Below are 23,090 nucleotides of genomic sequence, written 5' to 3'. Positions count from 1 at the left end.
ATGGCCGGCGGAGCAAATGGCAGCGCGAATGGCGCGCCCGCGACGAACGGAAAAGCCTATCCGATCGAGGACCACACCTATGACGTCGTCGTGGTCGGCGCCGGTGGCGCGGGCCTGCGCGCCGTCGTCGGCTGCAGCGAGGCGGGCCTGCGCACCGCCTGCATCACCAAGGTGTTCCCGACCCGCTCGCATACGGTGGCGGCGCAGGGCGGCATCTCGGCCTCGCTCGGCAACATGCACCAGGACGACTGGCGCTGGCACATGTACGACACCGTCAAGGGGTCGGATTGGCTCGGCGATCAGGACGCGATCGAATACATGGTGCGCAACGCGCCCGACGCCGTCTACGAGCTCGAGCATTGGGGCGTGCCGTTCTCGCGCACCGAGGACGGCAAGATCTACCAGCGGCCGTTCGGCGGCATGACCCTGGACTACGGCAAGGGCCAGGCGCAGCGCACCTGCGCCGCCGCCGACCGCACCGGCCACGCGATGCTGCACACGATGTATGGCCAGTCGCTGCGGCACGCCGCTGAGTTCTTCATCGAGTTCTTCGCCATCGACCTGATCATGGACGACCAGGGCGTCTGCCGTGGCGTCATCGCGCTGAAGCTCGACGACGGCACGTTGCACCGCTTCCGCGCCCAGACCACCATCCTCGCGACCGGCGGCTATGGCCGCGCCTATGCCTCCTGCACCTCGGCGCATACCTGCACCGGCGACGGCGGCGGCATGGCGCTGCGCGCCGGCCTGCCGCTGCAGGACATGGAGTTCGTGCAGTTCCACCCGACTGGCATCTACGGCTCGGGCTGTCTGGTGACCGAAGGCGCGCGCGGCGAAGGCGGCTATCTCGTCAACGCCGAAGGCGAGCGCTTCATGGAGCGCTATGCGCCGTCCGCCAAGGACCTCGCCTCGCGCGACGTCGTCTCCCGCGCGATGACCATCGAGATCCGCGAAGGCCGCGGCGTCGGCCGGAAGAAGGACCACATCTTCCTGCATCTCGACCATCTCGACCCGAAGGTGCTGGCCGAGCGTCTGCCCGGCATCTCCGAATCGGCCAAGATCTTCGCCAATGTCGACGTGACGCGCGAGCCGATCCCGATCGTGCCGACCGTGCACTACAACATGGGCGGCATCCCGACCAACTATCACGCCGAGGTGCTGACCAAGAAGGATGGCGACGACAACGCGATCGTCCCCGGCCTGATGGCGGTGGGCGAGGCGGCCTGCGTGTCCGTGCACGGCGCCAACCGGCTCGGCTCGAACTCGCTGATCGACCTCGTGGTGTTCGGCCGCGCGGCGGCGCTGCGGCTGGCCGAGAAGCTGACGCCGAACGGCAAGCAGCCGGATCTGCCGAAGGACTCCGCCGACAAGGCGCTGAGCCGGCTCGATCATTATCGCTACGCCTCCGGCGGCACGCCGACCGCGAAGCTGCGCGAGAGCATGCAGAACGTGATGCAGACCAACTGTGCCGTGTTCCGCACCGGCGAGGTGCTGCAGGAAGGCCATAACCTGATCCACAAGGTGTATGGCGGCATCGGCGACATCGCGGTGTCCGACAGATCGCTGGTGTGGAATTCCGACCTGATCGAGACGCTCGAATTCGACAATCTGATCGCGCAGGCAGTCGTGACGATGGACTCGGCCGTCAATCGCACCGAGAGCCGCGGCGCCCATGCGCGCGAGGATTTTCCGGATCGCGACGACAAGGACTGGATGAAGCACACGCTGGCGTGGATCGACAGCAAGGACGGCAAAACCACGATCGATTACCGCCCGGTGCACAACTACACCATGACCAACGACGTGCAGTACATCCCGCCGAAGGCGCGGGTGTACTGATCGCGTGTGACCTGAGCCCGTCCGTCAAACCCAAGAAGGCCTTCCGAAATGGCTGAGTTCGCACTTCCGAAGAATTCTCAGATCACCGGCGGCAAGACCTGGCCCAAGCCGGCCGGCGCCACCGAGGTCCGCGAGTTCAAGGTCTATCGCTGGAATCCGGACGACGGCAAGAATCCGAGCGTCGATACCTTCTACGTCGACGTCAACGATTGCGGCCCGATGGTGCTGGACGGGCTGATCTGGATCAAGAACCACATCGATCCGTCGCTCACCTTCCGCCGCTCCTGCCGCGAGGGCGTGTGCGGCTCCTGCGCGATGAATATCGACGGCCAGAACACGCTGGCCTGCACCAAGTCGATGCACGACGTGAAGGACGGCGCGGTCAAGATCAATCCGCTGCCGCATCAGCCTGTCGTGAAGGACCTGGTGCCGGACCTCACCAATTTCTACGCGCAATACGCCTCGATCGAGCCGTGGCTGAAGACGACCTCGCCGACGCCGCAGAAGGAATGGCGGCAGAGCCACGAGGATCGCGAGAAGCTCGACGGCCTTTACGAGTGCATCCTGTGCGCCTGCTGCTCGACCTCGTGCCCGAGCTACTGGTGGAACAGCGAGCGCTATCTCGGACCCGCCGCTCTGCTGCAGGCGACGCGCTGGGTCAAGGACAGCCGGGATGAAGCCACCGGCGAGCGGCTCGACAATCTCGAGGACCCGTTCCGGCTGTACCGCTGCCACACCATCATGAACTGCGCCAAGGCCTGCCCGAAGGGGCTCAACCCCGCCGAGGCGATCGCGGAACTCAAGTTCAAGCTGGTCGAGCGGCAGATCTAGCCTGACGGGCGGCTTTCGATCTCACCTTCCGCGCCCGATACCGGTGCAAGTTTCGGGCGCGGCTGGTTTGTAGCTGCCGTCGATTGCGTTAAGCTCGTGGCCCTTTGAAGCCGGAGCGACCGTGCAGACCGCACAACGCAAATCGATGACGATGCTGCGCTGGATGATGGTCGCGTCCCTCGCGCTTCCCGTCGCGCTGTTCGTGATCACGGCCTACGTATCCCACGGCACGACGTATGAGGAGGCCGATCGCGAGATCCGCCGCTCGCTCGAAATCGTCCACGAGCACGCGCTGAAGGTGTTCGAGACGATCGAGCGCAGCCTCTCGGAGATCGACGAGGTCGTCCGCGACCTGTCGGATGCCGACATCAAGGCGCGCGAGCAGGTGCTGCATGCCCGGTTGCGACAATTGTCGGACGCGCTGCCGCAGATGAAGTCCGCCTGGGTGTTCGACGCCAGTGGCCGGCCGCTGGTCAACAGCATGATCTATCCGGCGCCGGACATGACGTTCCTCGACCGCGACTACTTCAGCGCCCACGTCAAGGACAGCATCGGCACCTTCATCGGCGCGCAGTTGACGCCGCGGCCGCCCTATCAAGGCGCGCCGTTCTTCAGCATCAGCCGCCGCCGCCAGAGCGACGACGGCAGCTTCACCGGTATCATCCAGGCCTCGGTGCTTCCGGATTATTTCGAGCACTTCTATGCCCGGATCGGCCGGGCGCCCGGCAGCTACTTCGCGCTGCGCCGCTTCGATGGTCTCGTTCTGGCGCGCTTCCCGGCTGGCGGGCGAAGCGCGGCTGCGGGGCCCAGCGACATCGCCGCCCGGGCCGCAGATACGGAGCAGCTCGTCACCGAGATCTCGCCGGTCGATGGCGTCGAGCGTCTCGTCGGGTATCAGCGGCTCGGCGGCTATCCCGTCTACGTCTCGGCAGGGCTTGCGACGTCGACCATCCGCAACCGCTGGCTCGGCACGATTGGCCGGCATCTCATCTTCGGCATCCCGGCAACCGCGCTGCTTATCGTCTTCCTGGCCCTTGCCCAGCGGCGGACCGAGCGCCTGCATGTCGAGGCCGCCCGCCGCCTCGAGGCCGAGGATGCGCTCAAGCACGGTCAGCGCATGGAGGCGCTCGGACAATTGACCGGCGGCGTCGCGCACGACTTCAACAATCTGCTGACCGTGATCCGGGCCTCAGCCGACCTGTTGCGCCGGCCGAATCTGGCTGATGAACGGCGGCAGCGCTATATCGACGCGATCTCGGATACGGTGGCGCGCGCATCGAAGCTCACGTCGCAGCTCCTCGCGTTCGCCCGTCGCCAGACGCTGAAGCCGGAGGTCTTCGACATCTGCCGCAGCGTCGTCACCCTGCGCGACATGACCAAGACCCTGGTCGGGTCACGCGTCGAGGTCGCGGTCTCCGTTCCCGACGAGCCGTGCTACGTCAATTCCGACGCTGGCCAGTTCGAGACGGCACTGATCAACCTGGCCGTCAATGCCCGCGATGCGATGGCCGGCCAGGGACGTCTCAGCATCACCGTCGCCCCTGCAGCGGCGCTGCCGACGCCGGCGGCGCCGCACGACCGTCCGCCGCTGGGCTATGTCGCCATCACCGTCCAGGACACCGGCGTCGGCATCCCATCGGAGCATTTCGGACGCATCTTCGAGCCGTTCTTCACGACCAAGACCATCGGCCAGGGCACCGGCCTCGGTCTCTCGCAGGTCTTCGGCTTCGCGAAGCAGTCCGGCGGCGAAATCGGGGTCATGAGCCAGCCGGGCCGCGGCGCGACGTTCACGCTCTATCTGCCGCGCGTCGCTCCAGCCCAGGTGCAGCGCGGCGAGGACGGCAGCCATGCGGAGCCGATCGACGGTCGAGGCATGTCGGTGCTGGTGGTCGAGGACAACATCGACGTCGGCAGGTCGGCGACCGAAGCGCTGGCCGAGCTCGGCTATCGGACCACGCTGGTCGACAACGCCAGAGACGCGCTGGAGGAGCTGATCAGCGGCACCAGCCGGTTCGACGTCGTCTTCACCGATGTCGTGATGCCCGGCATGACTGGGCTGGAACTTGCCGAGGAAATCAGGCGGCTCGAGCTCAACGTGCCGGTCGTGCTCGCGAGTGGCTACAGCCATGTGCTGGCGCAGCAGGGCACGCATGGCTTCGAGCTGCTGCGCAAACCCTATTCGATCGAGGAATTGTCGCGCGTGCTGAACAAGGTCGTTCCGGTGCCGCTGTATCGCTCCCCACCAATGGCACCGAACACGCAGGTGCCCTGAAACCGGCGCGCATCGCGCGGGAACCAGGCCGGGAACCTTCTGTTCGCACTGCTGTTATCGCGCGATGGGACAGGTTCAGGACACCGCGCGGCCGCCGGCACAGGCGCCCGAGAAGGCGCCGATCATCGAGATCGCGGCCGAGAATGGCGCCCAGGTTGAGCCGCCGCCGCCCGAACTGGTGGAGCCTGATCCGGAGCTGTCGCCCGAAGAGGCAGAGCAGCTGCGCAAGCGCTATCTGCTGACGCGGTTCTGGATCAGCGCCCGCGGTTATTGGGGTCAGAGCGGCGACCGTCTGGCGTGGGCGTTCACGATCGGGCTGCTGTTCCTGATCGTTGCGACTGTCGGATTTCAGTACGGCATCAACGTCTGGAATCGGTCGATCTTCGATGCGATCGAGAAACGCGATTCGGCGACGGTCTTTCATCTCACCGCGATCTTCTTCCCGCTCGCGATCGGCAGCGTCATACTCGGGGTCGCCCAGGTCTATGCGCGCATGTCGATCCAGCGGCGCTGGCGCGCCTGGCTGACCAACAGCGTCGTCACCCGCTGGCTGGCCAGCGGGCGCTACTATCAGCTCAATCTCGTCAGCGGCGACCACAAGAATCCGGAATACCGGATCGCCGAGGACCTGCGCATCGCGACCGATTCGCCGGTCGACTTCATCGCCGGCGTGACCTCGGCGCTGCTGTCGGCCGCGACCTTCATCGTCGTGCTCTGGACCATCGGCGGCGCGCTGACGCTGCATCTCGGCGCCACTGAGATCACCATTCCCGGTTTTCTGGTCATTGCCGCGATCGCCTACGCCGCCATCGCCTCGGGCTCGATCATGACGATCGGCCGCCGCTTCGTGCAGGTCTCCGAGGACAAGAACCAGGCCGAGGCCGATTTCCGCTACACCCTGACCCGCGTCCGCGAAAACGGCGAGAGCATCGCCCTGCTCGGCGGCGAGACCGAAGAGCGCGCCGGCATCGACCGGACGTTCGGTAACGTGCTGCAGCAATGGGCGCGGCTCGCCGGCCAGCACATGCGCACCACCCTGGTGTCGCAGGGCTCCAGCCTCATCGCCCCTGTCGTGCCGCTGCTGCTGTGCGCGCCGAAATTTCTCGACGGCAGCATGACGCTCGGGCAGGTGATGCAGGCGGCGAGCGCGTTCACGATCGTGCAGACCGCGTTCGGCTGGCTGGTCGACAACTATCCGCGGCTCGCGGATTGGAATGCCTGTGCCCGCCGTATCGCCTCGCTGATGATGTCGCTCGATGCGCTGGAACGTGCCGAGAGAGGCGACGGCATCGGCCGCATCAAGCGCGGCGAGACCACCGGCGACGCGATGCTAAGTCTGAATGATCTGCAGGTGACGCTCGACGACGGCACCGCCGTGGTCGGCGAGACCGAGGTCGTGGTCGATCCCGGCGAGCGCCTGCTCGTCGCGGGCGAATCCGGCACCGGCAAGAGCACGCTCGTGCGCGCCATCGCCGGGCTGTGGCCGTGGGGCGGCGGCAGCATCAACTTTCACCCCGACCGCAAGCTGTTCATGCTGCCGCAGCGACCCTACGTGCCATCGGGCACCCTGCGCCGGGCCGTCGCCTATCCCGGGGCTGCCGAGGATTGGAGCGTGGCGCAGGTCGGCGAAGCCCTGCACAAGGTCGGTCTCGACCATCTCAAGGACAAGATCGAGGAGGACGCGCCCTGGGATCAGACGCTCTCCGGCGGCGAGAAGCAGCGTCTCGCCTTCGCGCGCCTGCTGCTCCACAGCCCCGACATCGTCGTGCTCGATGAAGCCACCTCCGCGCTCGACGAGAAGAGCCAGGACAAGATGATGGAGATGGTGACGAGCGAGCTGCCGAAGGCGACCATCGTCAGCGTGGCGCATCGGGCGGAGCTCGAGGCCTTCCACAGCCGCAAGATCGTGCTCGAACGGCGCAAGGGCGGCGCCAAGCTCGTCAGCGACATCGATCTCATTCCGCGCAAGGGGAAGCGCCGCCTCATCGGCCGCTTCCTGCGTCAGCGCAAGGCGGCCTGAACGGCTCGGGCGTTGCCTCAGCGCGGTCCTGGAGACGACACAATGCGGCCACGCCGCCTGCATTGGAGATCGCGGCGAAACCAGCTATCACACGTCGCCCTCAGCCCAGGACGCGACCTTGACGCCCGACAACGATCCTTCTCCGCCCCCCTTTGGTGCCTTCGCTCCGAATGCCGCCCAGGCGCTGGTGATCCGCATGGCGCACGGCTCCGGGCTGAAGCGCGGCGCGTTCCGGCCGATGTTGACGCGTGTCGTCAACATGCTCGGAGCAGGCCCCGTCGACGTCGGCTATCAGGGCGCCAATTTCCGTTTCTACCATCAGGTCAGTGCGACCGAGCGCGGTGCACTGTTCAATCCCGACTACAATCGCGAGGAGCTGGATTTCCTGCGCAGCCACGTTCCGCCGGGCGGCGTGGTGGTGGATGTCGGCGCCAATGTCGGAACGTTCGCCTTGCCGCTTGCCCGTCACGTCGGGCCTGATGGCCTCGTGATCGCAGTGGAGCCGCATCCGGTCACGCATGCGCGGCTGAGCTTCAACCGTGCTGCGTCCGCGCTGCCCCAGGTCAGGCTGCTCGCGGTGGCAGCGGGTGAGAGCGATGGCGAGGTGATGATCGAGACCGATGGGGACAATCTCGGCGCCAGTCACATCGTGACCGGCGAGGCCGGAGCGGAAGCGTTCAAGGTGCCGTCGTTGCGGCTGCAGACCATTCTCGCACAGGCCGGAGCGACCGGGGTTGATGCGCTGAAGATCGACGTGGAAGGTTTTGAGGACCGCGTGCTGACCGGCTTCTTCCGTGACGCGCCTGCCGCGTTATGGCCGCGTGCCGTCGTCATCGAACACCTGTCGCGCGACGAATGGCAGAACGATTGTCTCGCCGACATGCTCGGTCGCGGTTACCGTGAGAGCGGCCGCACGCGCAGCAATACGCTGCTGCTGCGCGGCTGAACGGCGTTCGCTTTCCCCGGGCGCGTCCGGAACATCGGCGCCCCACGCGGCGTTGTCGCCCCTGACATTGAGGGAGCCGACCATGAGCAATGACGACGCGCGCGACCAGGACCGCGTTTGGGACCTGATGAAGAAGATCGGCTTTGCGATGCTGGTCACCCGCGACGGTGACAGGCTGCGGGCACGGCCGATGAGCGCGTATCTCGCGCGCGGCGAGAACACGATCTATTTTCTCACCGACGCGCGGCATCACAAGGACGAGGAGATCGCGCGATCGCCGCAGGTCAATCTGTCGTTCGCGGACGCCGGCAACCAGAAGTACGTGTCGCTCACGGGTACGGCGGCCATTTCCAACGATCGCGGCAAGATCCGGGAGCTGTTCTCAACGCCGGCCAAGGCCTGGTGGGACAGCGCCGAGGATCCGAACATCCGCCTCTTGAAGATCACGCCCGACGACGCCGAATTCTGGGATTCCCCCGGCACGGTCGTGAGCTACGTCAAGATGGCGGCGGCCGCGGTGACAGGCACGCGTCCCGACCTCGGCGACAATCGAAAGGTCGCGATGTGATGCCGATCGAACCGCCAGAGATTCCGCCGGCGACGCCGGGCCGCCCGGTCGAACCGCCGCCGGAGGATCCCGTCGGCAATCCGCAGCCCGACATTCCGCCGCCGGTCTACGAACCCGATGCGCCGGCGCCGCCGCAAGAGCTGCCAGGGCAGACGCCGGACGAAATCCCCGGCCGGGGGCCGCTCGGTCCCACCACACCGAATCCGGCCACGGATTGACCGCGATTGGACGGTCATGATGATCGCCCGCCAGGGCTTGGTCGCGGGCCTGTCCCGCAGCCCTGCGGCTGCGCCAAGCCCTTGAAAATCAAGGCTGAATGAAACCTGAATGGCGGCCCTGCGGGGGTGGCTTCGCGTCGAAATAAATCCGCCTGCGGATTTGAACTGCGCCACAATCCGGCCTAACGCATACTTGTTGATCTCTCCGTGCTTGAAAAAGATCGTTCCGGGAAAACAAGACACATGAGCAAACTTCGCGTCCTGCTGCTGGCGACGACTGCGCTGTCGGCGATGCAACTAATGAGCTCCGGCTCCCATGCGCAGGGGGCGCCGATGATCGTCGCCCAAGGCCCGGGCGGCGGCGAAGTCGGTCCAGACGGCCGGCCGAAACAGCAGCCGCAGGGGCAGCCGCAGCGACCTGGCCCAGGCGCGCCGCCACCGCATCAGGCTGCGCCTCCGCCGCCTCCCGCGCCGCCGCCGGCCGCTGCTCCACGCCCAGCGCCTCCACCGCCCGCGCCGCCACCGGCAGCGGCCCCGCGTCCCGCACCCCCTCCACCACCGCCTGCTCCGCCGCGGGCCGAGCCGCCGCGTCCGGCGCCCCCACCGCCCCCTCCGCCACGGGCCGAGCCACCACGTCCGGCTGCTCCGCCGCCGCGGGCTGAGCCGCCACATTCGGCACCGCCGCCTCCACGGGCTGAGCCGCCTGCACCTCCGCCGGCGCGTCCTGCGCCACCTGTTGCGGCTCCGCCGGTGCATACGCCGCCGCCTCCAGCGCCTCCGCCGGGGCCGCCGCGTGAGCCGGCACGTCCTGCGACTCCGCCTGCGCCCCCGCCGACGGCTGCTCCCGCGCGTCCAACGCCGCCCACGCCGCCCGTGGCCACGCCCGCCCCGCCACCTCCGCCGAGTCCGGCACCGAACCTGCGGCCGGGAACGCCGCCGTCAGCCGTGACACCCCCGCCTTCGTCGCCAGCGGCCGGGAACGCGTCGCCGCCTGCGCACTCGCCGGCTCCGTCCGCGGCGCCGTCTCCGCAGCCGACGCCGGCTCCGACTCCTCCGGTTGGCCCCGGGCAGCGGCCGCCGACACAGCCAGGTGCCGGCGCCCCGCCGCCTGGTGCTCCCCAGGGAGCACCCCCGCCACGCGGCGCGCCGACGCCGCCGGCCGGAACCGTCGCGCCTGCTCCGGGAACTCCGCCGGCGCCACCCGCGCCTCCGGCCACCCAGACGCCGTCGCAGCAAGGCACGCCGCCCGCAGCCGGGAGCCCGCCCGGCGGACGTCCGGGGACGCCCCCAGGAGCCCCGGGTGGTCCGCCTCCGGCGGCAGGTCCTGGTGCTGCCGGACCCGGTCCGGGACCCGCCGGCGCGCCGCAGGCCGGTCCTGGCGCTGTGCCGCCCGCCGGCCCCCCGGCCATGTCCAATCGGCCGCCGCCGCAGGTCACTGCGCCCATCCCGGCGCCGCCGCCGCCGACGGCACAGCAGCTCACGCCGATCGCGCCCGGCGCGCCGTTGGCGGGGCCGCAGCGGCTGGACGATTTCCGCGGCCAGCGCCGCGAGGTCCAGGAGGGCGGTCGCACGCTGATCTACGAGCCGGGCCGCGTCATCGTGCGCGATCCGAGCGGTCAGGAGTTCGTGCGTCATGACGAGCTTGAGCGCTTCCGCTACGGCGCGCGGGACATCCGCGTCCAGCAGGAGCGGGGAGAGACGCGCACGGTGGTGATCCGTCCCGACGGTAGCCAGATCGTCACGATCACCGCGCCGGACGGCCGGCTGCTGCGCCGCATCCGCCGCGACATCGGTGGCCGCGAGATCATCATCATCGACAACACCTACCGCGATCCCCAGGCGGTCGGCGGCTTCTACGTCGACCTGCCGCCGCCGGAGATCCGCATCCCCTACAACCGCTACATCGTCGACGCGGATGAGGCCGAGCCGGATGTCATCTACGACACGCTGATCGCGCCGCCGGTGGAGCGCGTCCAGCGCCGCTACTCGCTCGACGAGGTCCGCTACTCCCCATCGGTGCGGCAGCTGATGCCGTCGATCGATCTCAACACGATTACCTTCGAGACCGGATCGTGGGAGATCAGTCCCGACCAGGTGGCGAAGCTGCAGGTCATCGCCGACGGCCTCAACCAGGCGATCCAGCGCAACCCGCGCGAGGTCTTCCTGATCGAGGGCCACACCGACGCGGTCGGCAACGACACCGACAATCTGTCGCTCTCGGATCGCCGCGCCGAGTCGGCCGCCACCTTGCTCACGCAGCAGTTCGGCGTGCCCGCCGAGAACCTGACGTCGCAGGGTTACGGCGCGCAGTACCTGAAGGAGCAGACGCAGGGGCCGAGCCGCATCAACCGCCGCGTCACGGTCCGCCGCATCACGCCGCTGCTCAATGGCGGCCAGGCCGCCCTGCCGCCGCCACCTCCGGGCGTCGCGCCGCCGCGGTGAGACGCGACTGAGCCAAAATGAAAATGGCCGGGAGCGATCCCGGCCATTTTTGTAAGTGGCAATCCGTTTCGTCCTGTTCGGTGTCGTCCCTGCGAACGCGGGGACCCATACTCACAGGATCCAGTTTTGCGATGGCTGGAGCCGCAGCCGGCTCTCACCGTGTCAGTCGGTGGATATGGGTCCCTGCGTTCGCAGGGACGACAGCGGTGGAGACGGCGCGGATTGCGCTCGACAGCTCCAACTCAGCCCTTGTCGTGGCCGAGCTGGAAGATCTGAGCGCCGTCCGCGCCCGACAGCAGCCCCGTGTCCGAATAGAGCTTCAGCTTGGAGCGGGTGTCGGTGATGTCGAGATTGCGCATCGTCAGCTGGCCGATGCGGTCGGCAGGCGTGAACGCGGCGTCCTCGACCTTCTCCATGCTCAGCCGCTCCGGCTGGTAGGTCAGGTTGGGGCTCTCGGTGTTGAGGATCGAGTAGTCGTTGCCGCGGCGCAGCTCCAGGGTCACCTCACCGGTGACGGCGCGCGCTACCCAGCGCTGCGCGGTCTCGCGCAGCATCAGCGCCTGCGAATCGAACCACCGGCCCTGATAGAGCAGGCGACCGAGGCGCATGCCGCTGATGCGGTACTGCTCGATCGTATCCTCGTTGTGGATGCCAGTGACGAGCCGCTCATAGGCGATGTGCAGCAGCGCCATGCCCGGCGCCTCGTAGATGCCGCGGCTCTTGGCCTCGATGATGCGATTCTCGATCTGGTCGCTCATGCCGAGACCATGACGGCCGCCGATCGCGTTAGCCTCCAGGAACAGCGCCACGGGATCGCTGAAGCTCTGGCCGTTCAGCGCGACCGGCTGACCCTCCTCGAAGCGGACCACGACCGTCTCCGGCTTCACGGCGCAATCCTCGCGCCAGAACGGCACGCCCATGATCGGATTGACGATGCGGATGCCGCTGCTCAGGCTCTCGAGATCCTTGGCCTCGTGGGTGGCGCCGAGCAGATTGCTGTCGGTCGAATAGGCCTTCTCGGCGCTCATCTTGTAGTCGAAGCCGTTGGCCGTGAGGAAGGCCGACATCTCGGAGCGGCCGCCGAGCTCGTCGATGAACTGCTGGTCGAGCCAGGGCTTGTAGATCTTGAGGCTCGGATTGGTCAGCAGACCGTAGCGGTAGAACCGCTCGATGTCGTTGCCCTTGTAGGTCGAGCCGTCGCCCCAGATGTTGACGCCATCCTCCTTCATCGCGGCGACCAGCATGGTGCCGGTGACGGCGCGGCCGAGCGGGGTGGTGTTGAAATAGGTGATGCCGCCGGTCGAGATGTGGAAGGCGCCCGACTGAATCGCGGCGATGCCCTCATGCACCAGCTGAGTGCGGCAATCCACGAGGCGCGCCTTCTCGGCCCCGAAGCTCACCGCCTTGCGCGGGATCTCGTCGTAGTCGGACTCGTCGGGTTGCCCGAGATTTGCCGTGTAGGCAAAGCAACGCGCGCCCTTCTGCTTCATCCAGAGCAGCGCGGCGCTGGTGTCGAGACCGCCGGAAAAGGCGATGCCGACCTTCTCGCCCTTGGGCAGGCTTTTCAGGATCGTGGTCATGGGAGAGTCCAACCGTGTTTGTGGCTGCGCCGTTCAGAAATTCGGGCGCGAATAACAGATTTTGCGTTGCTGGGCACGCCTTTAATGGCGACTGAGGGCGACCGGCCCGCGCTCAGGCCGCGGGGCTGGTATCCGCGGTACGGCGGCCGAACAGCCGGCGCATCAGGCGGAAGCCCGGCCAGGCGAAGCGGGTCAGGGCGGCGTCGATGCCGGCGTCGGTGAGGCGGGTGGACGGCCAGCGGTAGATGTAGCCGTGCAGCAGCCAGATCACGATGAAGGTGACGAGGCCGGCCGCGGCGATGTCGGTGAAGAAATGTCCGCCAAACGCCATCCGCAACACCGAGGTGGCGATGCCGAACAGGACGGCGGCGCCGTAGGCGACGGGCCGGATCGCGGGCGGCGTCAGCGCGGCCGGCGCCAGGGTCCAGAATGCGGTGGCTCCCTCTCCGGAGAAGAACGAGCAGTTGCGGCCGCAGCCGCCGCGCGGATCCCACCACGGCACGAACTGCATGTCGCCGCCGAACTCGGCCACCACAACCGGGCGCGGCCGGCCCCAATAGGATTTGAAGGTGAAGTTGGTGAGCACGCCGGCCGAGAGCGACAAGGTCAGCAGCAGGAACGCCACGGTGCGGCCCTTCACCAGCAGCGGCCGGTCGGGACGGACGAGCTTCACGACCAGCGCAACGATGGACGGCAGCGCGATGCCCCAGGCGACCCACATCGCGGCATCGCGCGCGAACGCAGCATAGCCGTCGAGCTTCACGGGGAAGCTGTGCGTGCGCGGATCGTAGAACAGCGCGGCCAGCTTGAGGTCGAGCTCGGGATAGACGCCGAACAGCACGCCGATGACGAGCGCGAGCGACAATGCGATGAAGAGGCCGGTCCGGTTCATGGCGCGCGGTTTAGCGAAAGCGGATGGCGATGGAAAGGCCGGCGGCTCAACGTGGCGATCCCGACGGCAATGGCGGCGGTGGCGGCAGGCGCGGCGACGGCTCGCGCCAGCGGCCGGCGTTGCGGCCGGCAATCAGCCAATAGACCAGTCCGCCGACGATGCCGGCCCCGGTCAGGATCTCGAGATGGCGACGCACGATGCCCTCGAACCGGAAGGTCTCGGGATCGAACGGGACCAGGCCGAGATAGCAGGCTGCGCCGACCACGCCGCCGCCGATCGCGTAGGCGAGCACGCTGCGGATCGAGAAAGCCTCGGTGATCAGTGCGATCAGCAGCGCCGGGATCAGCGCGAAGCCCGACACGAAGATGAAGCCGAAGCCGATGATGACCTCGAACGCGCCCTGATCGATCGGGCCGTTGCCGAGATCGGAGAACTCCGGAAACAGGACCGCGGTCACCACGATCAGCCCCGCGAGGAAGCACGCGGCAAGAAACGCGAGCGCGATCACGACGAGACGACCGATCAGCGCCATGGCTTTAGACCCGTATTACCCAAGCGAGGCCCCGCTTTCTTCGCTCGTCATGGCCCGGCATGAGCCGGCCATCCATCTCTCGGTCGATGAATCGATGGCGCCCGGGTCAAGCCCGGGCATGACGATCTCGTTCGGAGATGCAGGCGCGATCAATCATCAATCCGTCATCGCCATCGCGCGCAGTGCCTGACGCTCCCGCGCGGACAGCTTCTCCGTCTCCGACTTCAACTGGCCGCAGGCGGCGAGGATGTCGCGGCCGCGCGGCGTGCGCACCGGCGACGAATAGCCCGCGTTGAAGACGTATTCCGAGAACTTCTCGATCTGCTCCCAGTCCGAGCACTCATACGCCGAGCCGGGCCAGGGATTGAACGGGATCAGGTTGATCTTGGCCGGAATGCCCTTCAGCAGCTTGACCAGCAGCCGGGCGTCGTCGAGCGAATCATTGACGCCCTTGAGCATCACATATTCGAAGGTGATGCGGCGCGCGTTGGATGCGCCGGGATAGTCGCGGCAGGCCTGCAGCAGCTCGGCGATCGGATATTTGCGGTTGAGCGGCACCAGCTCGTTGCGCAGCTCGTCGCGAACCGCATGCAGCGAGATCGCCAGCATCACGCCGATCTCCTCGCCGGCGCGCTTGATGTTCGGCACCACGCCGGAGGTCGACAGCGTGATGCGGCGGCGGGAGATGCCGATGCCCTCATTGTCGGAGACGATCAGCAGCGCGTCGCGCACCGCGTCGAAATTGTACAGCGGCTCGCCCATTCCCATCATGACGATGTTGGTGATGAGCCGGTTGCCGAGCGGGGTCTCGCGGTCGGCCCAGTCGTTCAGCCGGTCGCGCGCCACCATGACCTGGCCGACGATCTCGCCGGCCGTCAGGTTGCGCACCAGCCGCTGCGTGCCGGTGTGGCAGAACGAACAGTTGAGCGTGCAGCCGACCTGGGAGGAGACGCAGAGCGTGCCGCGATCGGTCTCGGGGATGTAGACGCACTCGACCTCGTGGGCCTTCTGCAGATTGTCGCCGCTCGGCAGCCGCAGCAGCCATTTGCGGGTGCCGTCGTTGGAGATCTGCTCGGCCACGACCTCGGGACGCTCGACCGTGAAATGTTCGGCCAGCGCGGTGCGTGTGTCCTTCGATACCGATGTCATCTCGTCGAACGACCTGGCGCCCCGGAAATAGATCCAGTGCCACAACTGCTGCACCCGCATCTTCTGCTGGCGCTCTGGCACTCCGACCTGGCCGAGCCTTGCTGCCAGCTCCGCGCGTGACAGGCCGATCAGCGAGGGCTTCGCCGGCGGGACGTAGGTTTCGAGCGGAGTCTTTTCGAGGGGCGCAGAGGAGTCGCGCAGCCCGGCAGTCGTTGCCATGTCGATGGGCCCAAAGTGCTGCCCGGCCGCGGCGGCCGAAGGCGTTCAGCGGGTTTATATAACGATCCGGCCGGCAAATGCGACCCGTCTGACGAGCGGTACCAGCGGCCGCCGTCTACCGGCGGCAATCCTGCCCGATGCGGTCGAGCGCCTGGGCGAGGCCCTTCAGTGAGAACACGTCGGTGGTCTCCGTGCCCTTGGCCGAGACGCCCTTGACCACGGCCTCGGGCGCCTTGCGCATGGCATCGACCATCCGCTCTTCCTCCGCGGCGTTCTTGATCCAAAGTCCGTCGCCCTGGGTATACATGGCATAGGAGGCTCCGCCGACCTCCACCGTGGCGTCGGATCCCGGCTTCAGCGCATAGCCGATCATGATCGAGACCTCGTTGAAGACCTTCTCGGAGGGCCGGGTCGACACGAAGGCATAGGCGGGATCGCGCGGACGGTTGGGCGGATTGGTCTTGGAGGATGTCGGCTTGGCCAGCGCGAAGCAGACCTTCTTGCCGCCGGGCATCGCGGTATAGGCGCCCCAGCCGCCGAACTGTCCGATCAGCGTCGGTTCCGCGCCGCCGATGTTGGGAACGGCCGGCTTCGATTCCGATTTCGGTGCGGCCTTCGGATGCGGAGCTGCGGCCTTTGGCGCGGCGCTCTGTGCCGCTACGAGGCTCGGAGCTCCGAACAGCAGCACGCCGCCGACCAGCGTTGTCAACAATCGCCCGAACAACATGATACGTTGAGTTCCCCCGCGACTTCGTTCCACCAATATTGTGACTGGATAATGGCCCGGAATCGCTGACCGTGGTCGCGATGGATAGCGGCTAAATGCACCGCTTGCAAAGGCCGCAGAGCCGGATTGTCCGGCGCTCCGCGTCCCTGGCCCGGCGCTGCGCAGCTGCCGCGGCCTGATGATGATTGTGGCGCGGCGGCAAATCCGGCATGACGTTCCCAAAGCCGGACCTCGATCCGGCGGCAACGACCAAGGAGCGCCCATGAAAGCCATTCTCTGCTCGCAATTCTGTCAGCCCGACGATCTCGTCCTCACCGAGGTGCCAGATCCGGTGGCCGGTCCCGGCGAGGCCGTGATTGCGATCAAGGCGGCGGCGCTGAACTTCTTCGACATCCTGATGATCCAAGGCAAGTACCAGATCAAGCCGCCGTTCCCGTTCTCGCCGGGTGCGGAGGTCGCGGGTGTCATCGAGAGCGTCGGCGATGGCGTCACCGAACTGAAGGTCGGCGACCGTGTCGTTGCCTCCTGCGGCCACAACGGCGCGCGCGAAAAGATCGCGCTGCCGGCCGCCTCGATCGTCAAGATTCCGGACAATCTCGATTTCGATCGCGCCGCCGGCATCATCATCATCTACGGCACTGCGCTGCATGCGCTGGAGGATCGTGCCAGTCCGAAACCGGGCGAGACGCTGGCCGTGCTTGGCGCCGCCGGCGGCACCGGCCTGGCGGCTTGCGAGCTGGGCAAGCTGATGGGGTTGAAGGTCATCGCCTGCGCCTCTTCGGACGAGAAGCTCGAATTTGCCAGGCAGCACGGCGCGACGCTGACGTTGAACTACGCCAAGGAGGATCTCAAGGAGGGACTGCGGCGGCTCACCGACGGCAAGGGTGCCGACATCATCTTCGATCCCGTCGGAGGCGCCTACGCCGAGGCGGCGCTGCGTTCCATCGCGTGGGAGGGCCGGTTCCTGGTGATCGGCTTCGCGGCCGGCGACATCCCGAAGATGCCGCTGAACCTCGCGCTGCTGAAGGGCTGTGATATCCGCGGCGTGTTCTGGGGCGCCTGGACCCGACTCAACCCCGCCAAGAACCGCGCCAACCTCGAAAAGCTCGTGCAGTGGACCGCGGAGGGCAAGCTGTCGTCGCATGTCGACCGCACCTTCCCGCTGGCTCAGACCGCCGATGCCTTGAAGGTGCTGGCCGGCCGCCAGGCGATGGGCAAGGTGATCCTGCACCCCTGAGGACGTCGCGCAATGAAGGCCCCCGGGGGGCTGTACTCCCCGGGATAGCCTCGCCCTGATCCGTGCAACCAAACCGAGCAGAGCCCCGGCTGTTGTGCCGATGGAATGCTCGAGCCGGCCCGGCGTCGCTGTGACATCCGCGCGCTGCGCGGCGGTCGCAAATTTGTTCGGCGGGCTGCCGCGCCGGCGCCACGGATTCGCAACCGGAAGCAGAAAATCCGAAAACGAGCGTTTCTTGGTTAACGCAACCGCGCCACATTATGGCGTGGTTAATTTGAGGCTTTGCCGTTGTTATCACGACGTTTCTGGATTTGGTGCCGTGCGATGTCGCACGTGCGTTGCCACAATCAGATCAAAATGTTTCCAGAATCATGCCGGCTCTCGTCCACTTTTAGTCGGATTCAATTAGTCAATTAGTTGTCGGCAGTGGGGTGCCTCTGGCAATCGTGACGTGTCTCGAGCTTCTGACGGGCTTGGGACCAAAAGTATGTTGCGTGAAGTTGAGATGGGGATGAAGGCCATGGCTGAGCGGACGACGCGCGGGCGTTTCAACAACAGAACTCCTTCGGAGCCTGACTTCAGGCCTTTCCCCGACGAACTCCCTCAGGAGCGCCCCCCGAGCTATCGTTTCGGCCGGTCGACCCAGGACAACTATCCAAACGACGAATCGATGCCGATGTTCCTCTCTGAGTATGAGAGCGGCAACCAGATCGACAGCACGCATTTCGAGGACCAGTGGCCGGAGCGGGCCCGCCGCGTCTCGGTCTCGTCCCGGATTCTTCTCGCCGTGGTGGCTGCGGCCGGCGTCGCGGTGCTCTTCGCGCTTGTCACCTCGGATGCGACGCGCGACCTGATCGCCAGTGCCAAGGCTTCCATCATCGGCGCCACGCCGGACCCGACGGCCCCGCCGCAGGCCACCAACACGCAGCTCACCGCGCGCGACATGCAGCTGAACGAGCCGGCGCGACTGCCGCCCGCCGAGCCGCCGGCTGCGGCGGCGCCGGTGCAGACGGCAGCCGTGGCCCCGACGCGTGACGACATCGCCAACGCCTACCAGACAGCGCTGCAGAATCGCAGTGTGACGCAGCCCGCGCCGGTTGCAGCACCACCGAGCTTCGCCACGGCACCGTCCGCGCCGGCCCCGAGCGCGATGGAGCCATCCTCGATCAATTCGCCGGGCGCCGGATCGGCAATCGTCGCACCCGGCCTCGGCGCCGTGACCGCCGCTCCGCCGCCCGCGCAGGTCCGCCGGCTAGATCCCGACGAACTCGCGGGCATCATGAAACGCGCCAAGAGCCTGCTGGCCGCGGGCGACATCCCGCCGGCCCGACTGCTGCTGGAGCGCGCGGCCGAGGCGCAAGAACCGGCCGCGGCGCTGATGCTTGCGCAGACCTACGATCCCCACGTGCTGGGGACGAAGGACATCCGCAACATCAATGCCGATCCGGCTGCGGCTCGCAACTGGTACCGCCGCGCCGCCCAGCTCGGCTCGGCTGAAGCGCAGCGCAGGCTCGATCAACTGCAGAACTGAACGCTCGTGACGGCAGCGATGCCGCCTCGTTTCATTTTTTTGTTTCACGCGTGATTTTCGAGTCTGTTCATGGGCGATGCTAGGCGAGACTTGGCGCTGCCCGCGTTCCGGCTCGCAAACATGTGCCAGCCTTAGATCAAGGGGGACAGATGCGACGTCTTGTTGGAGCGGCCCTGGCCGCAATGATGATTGCGTGCGGTTTCGCTGCCCACGCCGAGGAAGGCGAGTTCGACCCCGCCAAGGTGAGCGACAGCCTCAAGGCGATCTTCCAGTTCGGCTCGGTGCAGACCAAGCAGGCGCTGAACGCCAACACGGTGACGCTCATCACCGGCACCATTGGCGGCACCTATGTGCAGTTCGGCGCCGATCTGGCCTCGCTGCTCGACGACGGCAACAATCTGCGCGTCCTGCCGATCGTCGGCCGCGGCTCGGTGCAGAGCGTGGCCGACATCCTGTTCCTGCAGGGCGTCGATCTCGGCGTCGTCCGCGCCGATACGCTCGACTACCTCGAGCGCAAGGGTTTCGCCAAGGACATCAAGCGGCAGTTCACCTACGTCACCAAGCTCTACAATGAAGAGATGCAGGTGATCGCGCCGCGCGCGGTGCGCAACCTGCGTGATCTCGAGGGCCGCCGCGTCAGCGTCGACCTGCCGAATGGCGGCACCTTCGTCACGGCGCTGACGGTGTTCGAGCGCCTTGGCCTGCGCGCCAACTTCGCCTACATCGAGCAGCGCATCGCGATGGAGAAGCTGAAGCGCGGCGAGCTCGATGCCGTCATCGTGGTCGGCGGCAAGCCCTACAAGTCGGTCTCGACCTTCGTGAACGACGGCCGCTTCCATCTCGTCAACGTCGACTACGATCGACCGCTGCAGACCGACTATCTGCCGGCGACCCTGACGGCGAAGGACTACCCGAACCTGATCGCCGAGGGCGAGAAGGTCGACACGATCGCGGTGCCGGCCGTGCTCGCCGCCTATAATTGGGCGCCGAACACCGACCGCTATCGCAAGCTCGCGACCTTCGTCGACGCCTTCTTCACCAAATTCCCGGCATTCCAGAATCCGCCGTTCCATCCGAAGTGGAAGGAGGTTTCGCTGTCGGCGCCGCTCGCCGGCTGGCAGCGGCTGCCGTCCGCCAGCAAATGGCTGGAGAGCCACGCCATGGAAGGCGCACAGCGCGACCGCTTCGATGACTTCCTGAAGCAGAGCAGCGCCGGCAGGGCGATGCCGAGCGAGGCCGACCGCGAGGCGCTGTTCAAGCAGTACCAGGCCTGGGAGGCCGAGAAGACCGGCAGCGCCCGCGCCCAGGCGCGCGGCCAGCGCTGAGCTCGTAGCGTTCGACGAAGTCCCATCAAGAGAAAAGCCCCGCGGATGCGGGGCTTTTTGCTGTTGTGCCCTTCCGATGCGCTGACTGCGGGCGCCCGGCTTGCCGGCCGGAGCCGCCGTCAGCCGATATTCTCGCCGTCAGCGTTCTTGTCTGCCGCCAGCCGCGCGAGTACGGCGCGGGCTGCCGCATGATGGTCGGGCGTGATGTGCGAGGCGACCATGCGGATGGCGGTGGCGAGCACCGCCGCGTCGTCGGTGAAGCCGAGGATGGGCAACACGTCAGGCATGAAGTCGAACGGCACGACGAAGTAGGCGATGGCGCCGAGCAGGGCGACCTGTACGTGCCGGGGTGTCTCCTTGTCGAAGGCGCAGTAATACGCCGCAAGCAGCTCCTCGGCGAATGGCAGCCGCGCGACAACCTTCTTGAACTTGATCCAGAAACGACGGCGAAGGGTCTCGCGATCCCGGGCCAGCCGCTCCGCGGGCTCGAAGCCAACGCTGTAGTCGGTCGCATCCGACATGATGTCCGATCTCCGGTTCCCGACGGCGCTGGGGGCGCGGTCCTCGCCCTCGGATGTGGTGATGGCGGCGCCGGCCGCAAGGCGCGTGCCGTCGTCGCGAAGATCTCAGCCGCGCATCGTCGCGGCGATCGCATTCATCGCCTTGGCGAGCGCGATGTCGCGCATGGTCACGCCGCCTGCGTCATGGGTCGTGAGGACCACCTCGACGGTGCGGTAGACGTTGCGCCACTCGGGATGATGGTCAGCCTTTTCAGCGACCAAGGCGACGCGGGTCATGAAGCCGAAGGCTTCGTTGAAGTCTGTGAATGTGAACGTGCGGGCGATGGCCTCACGGCCCTGCGCCTCGGACCAGCCGGGAAGCTCCCGCAAGGCGGTGGCGCGTGCCTCCGCCGACAATGGTTGCGGCATCTCGATCTCCTCTTGTGGTGCAATCGACCGGACACGCGGCGGCATCCGGGCGATCGCGGGGCTACCTCCGGCTGGGTCGCGCCGGTGTCCGGTTGCCAAGACTAACCGAAAACGCATCCCTATCAGAGCCTTGTCACAGGCGCGATGCCGGAGGCGCTTGGAACTGCCCCGATCCTCCGGCGACTGGTGCGATGGTAACCATGACGCAGATGTCACCCCGGGCGGACAAGAAATTTGCTACAGTTCGGCTCTATTGAAGGACGACGTGGCCAGACGAAGCCGCCTGTGGCATCGCCCGGGCCTGGGACCACCGGAGGACGGGATCTGGTAGATACTCAGACCACGCCAGCGCAGCGCTCACGGATGCGCCCAGCCGTGTTCATCGTCATCGCCGGGATCCTCGCGGTCGTCGGCGCTTTGACGGGTGCCTACTATTTCGCGATGCGTCCCGTGGTGCTCAAGATCGCGGTCGGTCCGCCCAACAGCGACGACCTGAAGGTCGTCCAGGCCCTGACCCAGGCCTTTTCCCAGTCGCACGCCTCCGTCAGGCTGCGGCCGGTTCCGACCGAGGGCGCCGCACAGAGCGCGCAGGCGCTGGCCGCAGGCAAGGTTGACCTCGCGATCGTCCGGGGTGACCTCGAGGTCCCAAAGAACGCGCAGGCCGTGGCGACGCTGCGCAAGAACGTCGCCGTGCTCTGGGTGCCTCCGGGCGGCAAGGGCAAGGGTCGCAAGGGCGCCAAGATCACCAAGATCTCCCAGCTCGCGGGCCACAAGGTCGGCATCATCGGTCGGACCCCGGCGAACGCCAATTTGCTGAAGGTGATCCTGCATCAGTACGGCGTCGACGCCGGCAAGGTCGAGATCGTCCAAGTCCCGATCACCGAGGCCGCCGAAGCCGTGCGCAACCAGCGGGCGGACGTCTATCTTGCGGCCGGACCGATCAATAGCAAGATCACGGCGGATGCGATCGCCGCTGCCACCAAGGACGGCGGCACGCCGACCTTCCTGGCGATCGATTCGGCCGAAGCGATCGCGCAGAACCACCCCGAATATGAATCGACCGAAATTCCCGCCGGCGCGTTTGGCGGCTCGCCCGATCGTCCCGAGGACGAGGTGAAGACCATCAGCTTCAACCACCACATCGTGGCGCGCAAAGGCCTGTCGGATTCGACCGTGTCCGCGTTCACCCATCAGCTGTTTTCGGTGCGCCAGCAATTGCTGTCGGAGTTCCCGCTGGCTGCCAAGATCGAGACCCCCGACACCGACAAGGACGCCGCGATTCCGGCGCATCCCGGCGCGGCGGCGTTCATCAACGGCGAGGAGAAGACATTCCTCGACCGCTACAGCGACTACATCTGGTGGGGCCTGATGGCGCTTTCGGCGATGGGTTCGGCCGGTGCCTGGTTCGCCGGCTATCTCAAGCGCGACGAACGCACCATCAACACCTCGCTGCGCGATCGTCTGCTGGAGATGATCACGATCGCGCGCAAGAGCGATTCGACCGAGGAGCTCGACCAGCTGCAGAGCGAGGCCGACGAGATCCTGCGCAACACGCTGACCTGCTTCGAGGACGGTGCAATCGAGCACGGGGCGTTGACCGCGTTCAACATCGCGCTCGAGCAGTTCCACAACGCGGTGGCCGATCGCAAGCTCATCCTGATGAGCATGCCCGCCAATCTGCAGCGAACCGGCGCGCAGCTGCGTGCCGCCGGCACCTGAGGTCGGACCACGCTTGCCCTGCGGCCGTGTCACGCGCTGTCCACGGCGCGATTGTAATTCCAGCGTCATCAATCTTTTCTAGGTCTGCCGGGCCGTGGCTCGCGCCGGCTCCCG

At 66.9% G+C, this 23,090-nt stretch carries 19 protein-coding genes; 12 read left to right on the top strand and 7 right to left on the bottom strand.

The window, feature by feature from the left end; genetic code table 11:
* From sdhA to QX094_RS12030, 8 genes are all read left to right on the top strand, one after another.
* On the top strand, positions 1–1,839 hold the full coding sequence (gene sdhA, locus QX094_RS12065; RefSeq protein WP_315750532.1) for a succinate dehydrogenase flavoprotein subunit: 1,839 nt from the start codon (positions 1–3) through the stop codon (positions 1,837–1,839).
* Between the two features lie 48 nt (positions 1,840–1,887).
* Positions 1,888–2,670: a succinate dehydrogenase iron-sulfur subunit gene (locus QX094_RS12060; RefSeq protein WP_315716769.1), complete on the top strand. Its 783-nt coding sequence runs from the start codon at positions 1,888–1,890 to the stop codon at positions 2,668–2,670.
* A 121-nt stretch (positions 2,671–2,791) separates the two neighbouring features.
* Complete coding sequence (locus QX094_RS12055; protein WP_316173453.1) at positions 2,792–4,942, top strand: ATP-binding protein; 2,151 nt, start codon at positions 2,792–2,794, stop codon at positions 4,940–4,942.
* 64 nt (positions 4,943–5,006) lie between these two features.
* The gene (locus tag QX094_RS12050; RefSeq protein ID WP_315750534.1) at positions 5,007–6,962 is read left to right on the top strand and encodes an ABC transporter ATP-binding protein/permease; all 1,956 of its coding nucleotides are present in this window, start codon (positions 5,007–5,009) and stop codon (positions 6,960–6,962) included.
* A gap of 118 nt (positions 6,963–7,080) precedes the next feature.
* Entirely contained in the window at positions 7,081–7,908 is an 828-nt protein-coding gene (locus QX094_RS12045; RefSeq protein ID WP_316183629.1) for an FkbM family methyltransferase, read from the top strand.
* Positions 7,909–7,990: 82 nt separating this feature from the next.
* Positions 7,991–8,476 carry a pyridoxamine 5'-phosphate oxidase family protein gene (locus QX094_RS12040; protein ID WP_316173449.1) on the top strand — a complete coding sequence of 162 codons (486 nt, stop codon included), beginning with the start codon at positions 7,991–7,993 and terminating at the stop codon, positions 8,474–8,476.
* Entirely contained in the window at positions 8,476–8,694 is a 219-nt protein-coding gene (locus QX094_RS12035) for a hypothetical protein (protein ID WP_316173447.1), read from the top strand. Before QX094_RS12040 ends, QX094_RS12035 begins: the two co-directional genes overlap by 1 nt.
* 243 nt (positions 8,695–8,937) lie before the next feature.
* Positions 8,938–11,136 (top strand): OmpA family protein, encoded by a 2,199-nt coding sequence (locus QX094_RS12030; protein ID WP_316173446.1) that lies wholly within the window; start codon positions 8,938–8,940, stop codon positions 11,134–11,136.
* Between the two features lie 242 nt (positions 11,137–11,378).
* On the opposite strand, the gene argG is transcribed toward QX094_RS12030, so the two are convergent.
* The 5 genes from argG to QX094_RS12005 form a co-directional block, all read right to left on the bottom strand.
* Positions 11,379–12,716 (bottom strand): argininosuccinate synthase, encoded by a 1,338-nt coding sequence (gene argG, locus QX094_RS12025; protein WP_316173445.1) that lies wholly within the window; start codon positions 12,714–12,716, stop codon positions 11,379–11,381.
* A 112-nt stretch (positions 12,717–12,828) separates the two neighbouring features.
* On the bottom strand, positions 12,829–13,608 hold the full coding sequence (locus QX094_RS12020) for a phosphatase PAP2 family protein (RefSeq protein WP_316166424.1): 780 nt from the start codon (positions 13,606–13,608) through the stop codon (positions 12,829–12,831).
* A 46-nt stretch (positions 13,609–13,654) separates the two neighbouring features.
* Complete coding sequence (locus QX094_RS12015) at positions 13,655–14,140, bottom strand: hypothetical protein (protein WP_315716758.1); 486 nt, start codon at positions 14,138–14,140, stop codon at positions 13,655–13,657.
* A gap of 156 nt (positions 14,141–14,296) precedes the next feature.
* A complete protein-coding gene (gene rlmN, locus QX094_RS12010; protein ID WP_316173444.1) occupies positions 14,297–15,508 on the bottom strand; it encodes a 23S rRNA (adenine(2503)-C(2))-methyltransferase RlmN in 1,212 nt (403 codons plus the stop codon).
* Positions 15,509–15,623: 115 nt separating this feature from the next.
* Positions 15,624–16,235 (bottom strand): invasion associated locus B family protein, encoded by a 612-nt coding sequence (locus QX094_RS12005; RefSeq protein WP_316173443.1) that lies wholly within the window; start codon positions 16,233–16,235, stop codon positions 15,624–15,626.
* Between the two features lie 262 nt (positions 16,236–16,497).
* On the opposite strand from QX094_RS12005, the gene QX094_RS12000 reads away from it, so the two are divergent.
* The 3 genes from QX094_RS12000 to QX094_RS11990 all read left to right on the top strand — a co-directional run bounded on the left by QX094_RS12000 (position 16,498) and on the right by QX094_RS11990 (position 20,328).
* Positions 16,498–17,472 carry an NADPH:quinone oxidoreductase family protein gene (locus QX094_RS12000; RefSeq protein WP_315750543.1) on the top strand — a complete coding sequence of 325 codons (975 nt, stop codon included), beginning with the start codon at positions 16,498–16,500 and terminating at the stop codon, positions 17,470–17,472.
* A gap of 520 nt (positions 17,473–17,992) precedes the next feature.
* Positions 17,993–19,003, top strand: coding sequence for a hypothetical protein (locus tag QX094_RS11995; RefSeq protein ID WP_316173442.1), 1,011 nt, complete (start codon positions 17,993–17,995; stop codon positions 19,001–19,003).
* 149 nt (positions 19,004–19,152) lie between these two features.
* Positions 19,153–20,328, top strand: a complete 1,176-nt coding sequence (locus QX094_RS11990; RefSeq protein WP_315716753.1) for a TAXI family TRAP transporter solute-binding subunit — start codon at positions 19,153–19,155, stop codon at positions 20,326–20,328.
* Positions 20,329–20,447: 119 nt separating this feature from the next.
* Here QX094_RS11990 and QX094_RS11985 read toward each other — a convergent pair whose 3' ends face one another.
* Both QX094_RS11985 and QX094_RS11980 read right to left on the bottom strand, forming a co-directional pair.
* Entirely contained in the window at positions 20,448–20,849 is a 402-nt protein-coding gene (locus tag QX094_RS11985; RefSeq protein ID WP_315716752.1) for a YkvA family protein, read from the bottom strand.
* A gap of 105 nt (positions 20,850–20,954) precedes the next feature.
* Positions 20,955–21,302, bottom strand: a complete 348-nt coding sequence (locus tag QX094_RS11980; RefSeq protein ID WP_315825711.1) for a 4a-hydroxytetrahydrobiopterin dehydratase — start codon at positions 21,300–21,302, stop codon at positions 20,955–20,957.
* Positions 21,303–21,632: 330 nt separating this feature from the next.
* On the opposite strand from QX094_RS11980, the gene QX094_RS11975 reads away from it, so the two are divergent.
* Entirely contained in the window at positions 21,633–22,976 is a 1,344-nt protein-coding gene (locus tag QX094_RS11975) for a TAXI family TRAP transporter solute-binding subunit (RefSeq protein ID WP_316183624.1), read from the top strand.
* Positions 22,977–23,090: the final 114 nt, after the last annotated feature.

The organism is Bradyrhizobium sp. SZCCHNS1050 (genome assembly GCF_032484785.1).
Lineage (GTDB): Bacteria > Pseudomonadota > Alphaproteobacteria > Rhizobiales > Xanthobacteraceae > Bradyrhizobium.
This window is presented reverse-complemented; position numbering and strand designations above follow the sequence as displayed.